Below are 8,722 nucleotides of genomic sequence, written 5' to 3' on the forward strand. Positions count from 1 at the left end.
GATGAGTGCATCTGAAATAGGTTGGATTATACTGACTTGTGTATTGGGCGTTCAGTTGATGTTTGCAATATGGAACGTCTCCTGTCTGCCCAAAGTGCGTTCATTCAACGCAGATGAATTGAAAGACAGGGATATGCTGGTCTCTGTGCTGATTCCTGCCCGCAACGAGAAACTGCACATTCAAGGATGTCTGGAAAGTGTGCTTGCCAGCGATACATCTGGATTTCGGATGGAAGTACTGGTGCTGGATGATCGCTCGGAAGATGAGACGGCAGCTATAGTTCAAGCAATTGCCGATTGTGATCCACGTGTGCGCCTGCTGCATGGCGTGGAACTTCCCGTAGGCTGGATGGGAAAATCTCATGCTTGTCACCGACTGGTACAGGAGGCCAAGGGTGAATGGTTTATGTTCGTGGATGCCGATGTACGCTTGGAACCGCAAGCCATCCGGCAGACTATTGCTGCGGGGTGTGAGCAAGGCGGCGGCCTCGTAACGGGATTCCCCTATCAGGTGACGAAGACCTGGATGGAAAAGCTCGTTGTGCCTATGATGGTGTTCACCATCATCAGCCATCTCCCCATTTTCATGATACGCAGATCATCCAATCCAATGTTTGTAGCCGCTACTGGGGCGTTTTTGCTCATACATCGTTCCAGTTATAAGGCCTCTGGTGGACATGCTGCAATCCAGGCTGATCTGGTCGATGACATGAGTCTGGCGAAGGCGGTTAAGCGTGCGGGACATCCCGTCATGTTGGCCGATGTTCATGATGTAACGAATACACGAATGTACCAGAATGGTGCAGAAGTGTGGAACGGCTATAAGAAAAACATGTACGAAGGTATGGGGCGCAAAGATGTGCTGCTGTTAGGCACGATGCTGATGTATACACTGATGTATATTGTGCCTCCGCTCGGTCTGATGATCGGTTTGTTGGCGGGCAATTCTACGTCCATCATCTATGGTCTTGTGGGAACCGTGCTCGGGATGGCAGTCAAAAGGGTATCGGATCACGCTGGAGGACAACCCTGGTGGCTTGCTTTCCTGCAACCGATAAGTATGGCCTGTGTCATTGCGATCGGCATCGCTTCCTGGCAGGCAGGTCGTTCCGGCAAGGGGTATGTATGGAAGGGTAGGCGGTACAGTTGAAGGGTAACGTCATTATCATCGGAGCAGGATTTGGAGGTCTATCGTGTGCCATTCGGCTAGCTTCGCAAGGAGTGAGGGTCACCATTCTGGAACGGCAGGAGCGGGTCGGTGGGAAGCTGCAACACATTGAGCAGGATGGATATCATTTTGACCGAGGACCAAGTACGATCACGATGCCTGCAAGCTTCCGTTCTGTCTTCGATCACGCAGGTGTGGAGATGGAGGATTACGTGCAGCTATATGAGCTGGAACCTCGTACACGTAATCGTTTTGCAGACGGTACCGTGGTCGATTTGTCGGGAAATCGTGAGAGGATGAAGGAGCAGATTGCTGCCTACAGCCCAGAGGATGCAGCCCGTTACGATGCATTTATGGACGAGTCTGCAGCGCTGTATTTGGAAGCCAATCGTCATTTTCTTGGAAAGCTGCTGTTGTCGCCTAAGGATAAATATAATCTTCGAATGTTGCGCAGTCTGCTACGTGTACGGCCTACAGTGAAGCTGGATAAATTGCTGCGTTCTTATTTCCAACATCCCCATACCCTTGCGATGTTCGGTCGGTACGCAACCTATGTGGGGTCATCGCCATATCAGGCGCCTTCGATCTTTGCCATGATGGGTCATGTGGAAGCAGAAGAGGGCATCTATGGGGTCAAGGGTGGAACCTATCAATTAATAGAAGCAATGACACGACTTGCACAGGAAAAAGGGGTGCAGATCGTTACTGGCATCGAAGTCCATCAAATTGTTGTCAGACATGGTAAAGTGGCAGGTGTGGATACGGATCAGGGCTTCCGGGAAGCCGATCAGGTCGTTGCCAATGGAGATGTGCTTAGCGTCAATCGGCTGCTGCTTGCACCAGAATATCGCAAACAGATGAGCGATGAGCGAATTCGCAAGTATGAGCCGTCGATTTCGGGGTTCGTGACACTGGCTGGTGTGCGAAGACAGTATGAATCCCTGCTGCACCATACCGTCTTTTTCCCAGAACGGTATGAACCGGAGTTTGACCATATTTTCCGTGACCGAAAAATGCCTGCCGATCCGACGATCTACATCTGTTATTCCGGTTATTCGGAAGCGGGTATGGCTCCGACAGGAGCGAGCAATCTGTTCATTCTGGTGAACGCTCCGTATTTGTCGGACTCATGGAATTGGGGTGAACAGATGGACCGTTACGGTGAATTGGTGTTGGAGAAGCTGGCCGAGCGGGGAATTATGGGATTGAAGCAGTCGGATGTGCTGATCCGGTACACACCTCAACATATAGAACGGGATACACTCGCCCATCAAGGGTCGATCTACGGCATCTCGTCCAACTCCGTGAAGCAGACCTTCATGCGTCCCGGCAATAAAAGCAAGGATGTACAAGGGCTGTGGTACGTGGGCGGAACAACGCATCCGGGCGGTGGAACACCGATTGTGACATTGTCCGGGCAGCTTGTTGGAGCGCAGCTTGCATCGGAAATCGTAAAGTAATTTATAGAAGAGATTCATCTAACAGAATGACTGACCCAACCTCCAAATATCTAGTTATCAAATATATGTAGAACCTCGAAACTCAAGTTATTATTGGGTTTCGGGGCACCCTTTCCATTGCTGGGCCGGAACGTTATACTGGTAGAGTTGACGCGCTGAGTGTGAATATCATTTATAATATAGATCCAAATTATACCGTTTGTACGTTACATAATAAGAATTAATATTTCTGAGAATCTCTCTGCTGTATCGGGCAAATCCTGAACGGAACCTAGCCGAAACTGGCAATTATCCTGTCCATCAGCACTATTCTCACATAAGGAGGTCTCATCATGAATGAACAAGAGCGAGCCGGCAAACGGCTGCTTCCCGAGGTGGCTACAGGGGAACGGAAGCTGGAGCATGTGCGCCTCTGTCTTGAAGAGAATGTGGCAGGAGAAGGGGTAACCAGCGGAATGGAGCGGTATGCTTTTCGTCATAACCCGTTACCTGAATTGAATTTTGAAGAGGTAAGTTTGGAGACTTCGTTTATTGGTAAAAGGGTGCGTACACCCCTGCTCATCAGTTCGATGACGGGTGGAAGCAAAACAACGGGCGCCATCAATGAGCGGCTCGCCCGTGTGGCAAACGCCCGAGGCTGGGCACTCGGCGTAGGTTCGATTCGGGCTGCCGTGGAACAGCCCGAACTGGCAACCACCTTTGATGTGCGGCGCTGGGCACCGGATATTCCGGTCATCGCGAACCTTGGCGCGGTGCAGCTGAATTACGGCTTCAACACTGCTGATTTCCAGCGGGCCGTTGAGATTGCTGGCGCAGATATGCTGGTGCTGCATTTGAACAGCTTGCAGGAGATTTTCCAGCCCGAAGGCAATACCGATTTTAGCGGATTACTTCATCGGATCGAGGAGCTGTGCCGTCAATTGGACGTGCCTGTTGGCGTGAAAGAAGTGGGTTTTGGCATCGATGGAGTAACGGCACAGCGATTGTACGAAGCAGGTGTGGCTTTTATCGATGTGGCTGGAGCAGGTGGCACCAGCTGGGTGCAGGTCGAGAAGTTCCGGAATTCGAATCCGGTACGTCGTGCGGCAGCAGAAGCTTTTGCCGACTGGGGCATTCCCACAGCGGAGTGTATTCAGGAAGTGAGAGCGGTAAGCCCGGAAGGTGTTCTGATTGGCAGCGGTGGATTGTACACTGGCGTGGATGCGGCCAAAGCCCTTGCGTTAGGTGCGGATCTGGCCGGATTCGGCCGATCTCTACTCGAATCCGCGGTCGCTTCCGATGATGCGCTGAATGAGCGGTTGGAGCAGGTTGAATTCGAGCTGCGTACCGTCATGTTTGGCATTGGTGCAGGGCGGATCGAGGATTTGAAGCAGACGTCACGTCTGATGGAACGGCGTTGAATTCGATTTGGTTTTATGTGAGCTGAGCTAACGAACCTTAGAAAATTAAAAGGGGAACCCCATCAGATCATGACGAATTGGGGAGCCTCTTTTTGTTGTTTAACGTGGGAGAGAAGGGCTACATACAATCTTCTCTCACGGTTATCGTTTCGTTGGTTACAGTCACATAGGAGTTGCCAGATAAGTATTCGGTATAGCCGCATACCGTTTTGTTATAGGTTTCACCACGGCTGTTCGTAAACTCCAGATAGACGGATCCTTCACCGGAAAGTTGCAGCTGTGGAGCGAACTTCACTTGTTCCCCGCTGGGGACTGCTTTATTTAAGTTGTATATAGTACCCTCATTGTTTGTATTGAACGAGTCAACGCCGCTGCTCACGCGTGCTGTAATATTTGAAAGATCATAGTCGGACTGATTATGAATCGTGATCCTTAAATGTCTGAAGGGGTCCAGCGCCTGGTAAACTATAGAAATAACTAATCCAATGAAGAGAATCACTGTAGATAGGATGATTATTTTCCTTTTTGAAAAGGGACGACGCGTATTCATAAGTAATCTGCTCCTTTCTTTCATATAGATATAAACAGAGTGAGGTAACTAAAAGTTGTATAGGATTTGGCTTGAATTGCATCATGCAGACCATGGTATAACAAGATACAATACTATAGAGTGCAAAAAGATCATACATAGAACACTCAAACTAGGAGGGAAACCAATGGAACTGATCCCCATGAATCAAGAAGAATATGAAAATTTCCGTGTTCGCTCAATTAAAGATTTTGCAGAAGAGAAAGTGGAGGCGGGTACTTGGGCTGCAGAAGAGGCGCAGGGACTTGCGGAGGCATCCTACGACAAATATTTACCTGAAGGGCTGAATACACCTGGTGCGTACCTCTATAATTTGGTGCATGCCGTGGACGGGAATGTGGGTTATATCTGGTTTAACGTTACGGATAACCGCCGTGGCAAAGACGCTTTTTTGCTGGATATTGTGGTCGAAGAAGCCTATCGGGGTAAGGGTTACGGTACAGAGACGATGGAGGCGCTTGAAAAGGAAGCCTTGAGCCTTGGCGTGGATTGCATTGGTCTGCATGTCTTTGGACATAATGTGCGGGCAAGCAGCCTGTATCGCAAGATGGGGTATGAGGTAACGGATCTGACGATGTACAAGGAAATCAAAGGGTAAACCTAAAATCGGATAATCTAAGTCAAACGTATGATCTACGCAAAACGAATCATCCGCAGTAACCAGGGATTTGGGGAAGCGGATGGCGCTCTGGTCGAATTGGCGAAGTTCCTTGATGCCTTGGGGTTTGTCATATATAATGTATAGGATTATCCATACCGAACAAGTAATCAATGAGGAGTTGTCATATACATGGCTTTGAAAGCTGGAATCGTGGGCTTGCCTAACGTTGGTAAATCCACACTGTTTAACGCAATTACACAAGCTGGTGCCGAATCGGCAAACTATCCGTTCTGTACGATTGACCCTAACGTGGGGATCGTTGAAGTACCGGACGAGCGTTTGGACAAATTGACAGAACTCGTTGTACCGAAAAAAACGGTACCAACGGCGTTTGAATTTGTAGATATTGCAGGTCTTGTTCGCGGTGCGAGCAAAGGCGAAGGTCTTGGTAACAAGTTCCTTGCCCACATTCGTGAAGTAGACGCCATTGTACACGTGGTGCGCTGCTTTGTAGACGAGAACATCACACATGTCGATGGCAAAATTGATCCGGTAAGCGACATCCAAACGATCAATCTGGAGCTGATCCTGGCCGATATCGAGAGTGTTGAGAAAAAAATCGATCGCTCCAAGAAAAACATGAAGGGTGGCAACAAGTCAGCTGCTCAGGAAGTGGAAGTACTGGAGAAAGTGAAGGCTGTTCTGTACGAAGACAAGCCAGCACGCAGCATGGAGCTTACGGACGAAGAGCGTCTGATCGTGCGCGATCTGCATTTGCTTACCCTGAAGCCTGTTCTGTACGCAGCCAATGTAGCTGAGGACGAAATCGGTGATGTGGCGAACAATGCTTATGTGCAAAAAGTAAGAGAATTCGCAGCTGCTGAAAATGCAGAAGTGGTGCCGATTAGTGCGAAAGTGGAAGAAGAGATCTCGGAGCTGGAAGGCGAAGATAAACAAATGTTCCTGGAAGAACTCGGTATCGAGGATTCCGGTCTGAACCTGTTGATCAAAGCGGCTTACAAATTGCTGGGTCTGTACACGTACTTCACAGCAGGCGTACAGGAAGTTCGTGCTTGGACGATCCGTAAGGGTACAAAAGCACCTGGCGCAGCGGGTGTCATTCACACCGACTTCGAGCGCGGATTCATCCGTGCAGAGGTTGTTTCCTACGACGATCTGGTTGCTGCCGGTTCCATGAACGGTGCGAAAGAACGCGGACAACTTCGTCTCGAAGGTAAAGAGTATGTTGTAAGCGACGGCGATGTTATGCATTTCCGCTTCAACGTCTAATCTGGATAATCTAGATAAGAAAACATACTTGAATATACGAGTATAGCAGCTCTGTCGTCTTCTAATGAAGATGGCAGGGCTTTTTACATATTGCAGAATAATTTTCAATAAGCTTAAGACAATCGACAATAAATTTGTCTGTATCTCCTGTACATTTACTGGATTGTTTACTCGCTCTGGATATAATAAAAGGAAGAAGGCTCATGGGAGATGAGCTCTTATACTCTTATAGCGGTTGCAAATCAATCTGGTTGCTTAAAATAAAGTAAATCAAAATTTGGATGCAGCTGCTGCAAACAGTTGCTATTCAGGAGCATAAGAATATGCTATAATTAAGAGTCGTATACCTATGTTAAATTTCTCGCTCAGCTTAATGAGTTGAAGCGGGTTTGACACCGGGTACGCGATTTCTTTTATATAACTTAAAAGTAAAGGATTTGATGACGTTGTAGCGATGTTATACGTCGATCATAAAATGAATGTTACGGTCAGGGATTTCTGAGAACTCCGTGCCTTGTGAAATATAAATGGTCTGATAACGCATGAATGAATTGAATGCCTATCGGAATCGAATGAATCGAATGAACGTTGAAATGCTGGAACGAAAATAATGCGTGAGGTGACTATACATGTTTGATAAATTACAGGCGTTAGCCGACCGTTACGAGAAACTCAGCGAGCTGCTGTGTGACCCGGATGTAGCAAGTGACAACAAGAAGCTGCGGGAATATTCCAAAGAGCAATCGGATCTGCAGCCTACCTATGAAGCATACAATGAGTACAAACAAGTGAGCCAGGATCTCGAAGCTGCGAAAGAAATGCAGGGCGAGAAGCTGGACGACGAGATGCGTGAAATGGTCAAAATGGAAATTGATGAACTGAGTACTCGCCAGAAAGAACTGGACGATCTGATTCGTGTTCTCATGCTGCCCAAAGACCCGAATGATGATAAAAACGTCATCGTAGAAATTCGTGGTGCAGCTGGTGGGGATGAAGCGGCGCTGTTTGCAGCGGATCTCTATCGGATGTACACACGTTATGCCGATACGCAAGGCTGGCGCGTGGAACTGATGGACGTTAACACAAATGATTTGGGCGGATTCAAAGAGGTCGTATTCCTCATTAATGGACGCGGCGCGTACAGCAAAATGAAATACGAAAGTGGCGCACACCGTGTGCAACGTATTCCTACAACGGAATCCGGCGGTCGGATTCATACGTCTACTTCGACAGTAGCCGTTATGCCTGAAGCCGAAGATTTCGATATTGAAATCCATGATAAAGATATCCGTGTAGATACGTTCTGTTCCAGTGGTGCCGGTGGACAATCGGTTAATACCACGAAATCGGCTGTACGGGTAACTCACGTTCCAACGGGAATTGTGGCTACGTGTCAGGATGGTAAATCCCAGAACTCGAATAAGGAAAAAGCATTGCAGGTTCTGCGTACGCGTATCTTCGATATGATGCGTCAGGAAGAAGAAGCGAAAATTTCGAGTGAACGGAAGAGCAAAGTGGGTACAGGTGACCGCAGTGAGCGGATTCGTACCTATAATTTCCCACAAAGCCGTGTTACGGATCACCGTATCGGATTGACGATGCACAAGCTGGATCAAATCATGAATGGTGAGATTGCTGATATCGTGTCTGCACTGACGATTGCCGAGCAGACGGATATGATGGATAGAGGAGAATAATGCTGTGACCCGCGCGCAGTTTGTCATGACGCCGGAACAGAGTTGTCGGGAAGCCTTCGTGGAGGCTTCCTCTTTTTTGGAGAAGTGCGGCGTGTACGAGCCGCACAACAATGCCCGGCTACTGCTGGAACATGTACTCGGCCGCGAAGGGGCCGCGTACTATATGATGCAGCCGGAGCCCTTTCCCAGCGAGCTTCGCAGCCGCTGGGAAGACGCCGTCACGCGCAAGGCTGCGGGTGAGCCGGCGCAGTACATTATCGGCAGCCAGGAATTCTACGGGCTGCCGTTCGAGGTCACGCCGGCCGTGCTGATCCCGCGGCCGGAGACCGAGTTGCTGGTCGAGGCTGTGCTGCGCGAAGCCGACCGCGTGTTTCCCGGCGGCGCTCCGCTCGCCGTCGACATTGGCACGGGCAGCGGAGCCATCGCAGTGACGATGGCTTCGCAGCGCCCGCTCTGGCAGGTAGGCGCCGGAGATATCTCGGCGGCTGCCCTGCAAGTGGCCGCGCGGAACGCGGCC

The 8,722-nt window shown here is 49.3% G+C and carries 8 protein-coding genes; 7 read left to right on the forward strand and 1 reads right to left on the reverse strand.

Going from position 1 to position 8,722, the window contains the following annotated elements; genetic code table 11:
• Position 1: 1 nt before the first annotated feature.
• From A6049_RS23425 to fni, 3 genes are all read left to right on the forward strand, one after another.
• The gene (locus A6049_RS23425) at positions 2–1,150 is read left to right on the forward strand and encodes a glycosyltransferase family 2 protein (protein WP_063566959.1); all 1,149 of its coding nucleotides are present in this window, start codon (positions 2–4) and stop codon (positions 1,148–1,150) included.
• Complete coding sequence (locus tag A6049_RS23430; protein ID WP_063566960.1) at positions 1,147–2,628, forward strand: phytoene desaturase family protein; 1,482 nt, start codon at positions 1,147–1,149, stop codon at positions 2,626–2,628. The genes A6049_RS23425 and A6049_RS23430 overlap by 4 nt, the downstream gene beginning before the upstream one ends.
• A 332-nt stretch (positions 2,629–2,960) precedes the next feature.
• Positions 2,961–4,028: a type 2 isopentenyl-diphosphate Delta-isomerase gene (gene fni, locus A6049_RS23435; RefSeq protein ID WP_063566961.1), complete on the forward strand. Its 1,068-nt coding sequence runs from the start codon at positions 2,961–2,963 to the stop codon at positions 4,026–4,028.
• A gap of 118 nt (positions 4,029–4,146) precedes the next feature.
• Here fni and A6049_RS23440 read toward each other — a convergent pair whose 3' ends face one another.
• Positions 4,147–4,578 carry a hypothetical protein gene (locus A6049_RS23440; RefSeq protein ID WP_063566962.1) on the reverse strand — a complete coding sequence of 144 codons (432 nt, stop codon included), beginning with the start codon at positions 4,576–4,578 and terminating at the stop codon, positions 4,147–4,149.
• Positions 4,579–4,744: 166 nt separating this feature from the next.
• Here A6049_RS23440 and A6049_RS23445 point away from each other — a divergent pair, with 166 nt between their 5' ends.
• The 4 genes from A6049_RS23445 to A6049_RS23460 all read left to right on the forward strand — a co-directional run.
• Positions 4,745–5,215: a GNAT family N-acetyltransferase gene (locus A6049_RS23445; protein WP_063566963.1), complete on the forward strand. Its 471-nt coding sequence runs from the start codon at positions 4,745–4,747 to the stop codon at positions 5,213–5,215.
• A 192-nt stretch (positions 5,216–5,407) separates the two neighbouring features.
• Positions 5,408–6,508 (forward strand): redox-regulated ATPase YchF, encoded by a 1,101-nt coding sequence (gene ychF / locus A6049_RS23450; protein WP_063566964.1) that lies wholly within the window; start codon positions 5,408–5,410, stop codon positions 6,506–6,508.
• Positions 6,509–7,137: 629 nt separating this feature from the next.
• The gene (prfA, locus tag A6049_RS23455; protein ID WP_063566965.1) at positions 7,138–8,205 is read left to right on the forward strand and encodes a peptide chain release factor 1; all 1,068 of its coding nucleotides are present in this window, start codon (positions 7,138–7,140) and stop codon (positions 8,203–8,205) included.
• A gap of 25 nt (positions 8,206–8,230) precedes the next feature.
• On the forward strand, positions 8,231–8,722 hold a 492-nt coding region (locus tag A6049_RS23460), incomplete at its 3' end, for a N5-glutamine methyltransferase family protein (protein WP_145921949.1).

The sequence above is a fragment of the Paenibacillus sp. O199 genome (assembly GCF_001636635.1).
GTDB lineage: Bacteria > Bacillota > Bacilli > Paenibacillales > Paenibacillaceae > Paenibacillus > Paenibacillus marchantiae.

Coding starts and splice junctions, on each gene's coding strand:
- A6049_RS23425 (WP_063566959.1), top strand. CDS start 2: ATGAGTGCATCTGAAATAGGTTGGATTATACTGACTTGTGTATTGGGC.
- fni (WP_063566961.1), top strand. CDS start 2,961: ATGAATGAACAAGAGCGAGCCGGCAAACGGCTGCTTCCCGAGGTGGCT.
- A6049_RS23440 (WP_063566962.1), bottom strand. CDS start 4,578: ATGAATACGCGTCGTCCCTTTTCAAAAAGGAAAATAATCATCCTATCT.
- A6049_RS23445 (WP_063566963.1), top strand. CDS start 4,745: ATGGAACTGATCCCCATGAATCAAGAAGAATATGAAAATTTCCGTGTT.
- ychF (WP_063566964.1), top strand. CDS start 5,408: ATGGCTTTGAAAGCTGGAATCGTGGGCTTGCCTAACGTTGGTAAATCC.
- prfA (WP_063566965.1), top strand. CDS start 7,138: ATGTTTGATAAATTACAGGCGTTAGCCGACCGTTACGAGAAACTCAGC.